This is a genomic window from Bacteroides sp. An279 (assembly GCF_002159615.1).
Lineage (GTDB): Bacteria > Bacteroidota > Bacteroidia > Bacteroidales > Bacteroidaceae > Phocaeicola > Phocaeicola intestinalis.
The window spans coordinates 1-651 of record NZ_NFJA01000209.1 but is presented as its reverse complement, the minus strand read 5'-3'; the positions used below and the strand labels follow the sequence as shown (position 1 = coordinate 651).

Sequence of the window (651 nt, the reverse complement as noted above, 5' to 3'; positions counted from 1 at the left end):
TCTGAAGCAGGAACTGCTTGATGTCGGCATACATCTTGCGGATGGTCTCGTTCTGATTCTCATCAAAAAGCTGGTTGAAACCGTTGATGAAGTGCATGAAGCGTACCACTTCCTCATCGCCTACGGCAATATTGCCCGAAGTCTCGTATGCCACATGCACGTCGTGACCCTGCTGCACCAGACGGCGGATGGTGCCGCCCATGGATATCACATCGTCATCGGGATGCGGAGAAAAGACGACCACACGCTTGGGGAACGGCTTGGCACGCTCCGGACGGTAGGTGTCATCCGCATTGGGCTTGCCGCCGGGCCAGCCGGTGATGGTATGCTGAAGGTCGTTGAATATCTTGATGTTCACATTATAGGCAGAGCCGTAAAGCACCAGCAGCTCGCTCAAGCCGTTCTCGTTATAATCCTTGTTGGTCAGCTTCAGAATCGGTTTTCCGGTCAAAAGGCAAAGCCATACGATGGCACTCCGGATCAGCTTGTCGTTCCATTCGCAGCTAGTCACCAGCCACGGGCGCTGGATGCGCGTCAGGTGTGAAGCAGCGGGCAAGTCGATGCAGACGGTCGCATTCTGGTGCATCTGGAGGTAAGAAGCGGGAAGCGTATCCGAAATCTTATCCTCTACCGCCTGCTTGATAATATCGG

1 protein-coding gene is annotated in these 651 nt (G+C 54.4%); it reads right to left on the bottom strand.

The annotated features are described in order from the left end of the window. On the bottom strand, nt 1-651 hold a 651-nt coding region (locus B5F78_RS16650), incomplete at both ends, for a PIG-L family deacetylase (RefSeq protein ID WP_206421976.1).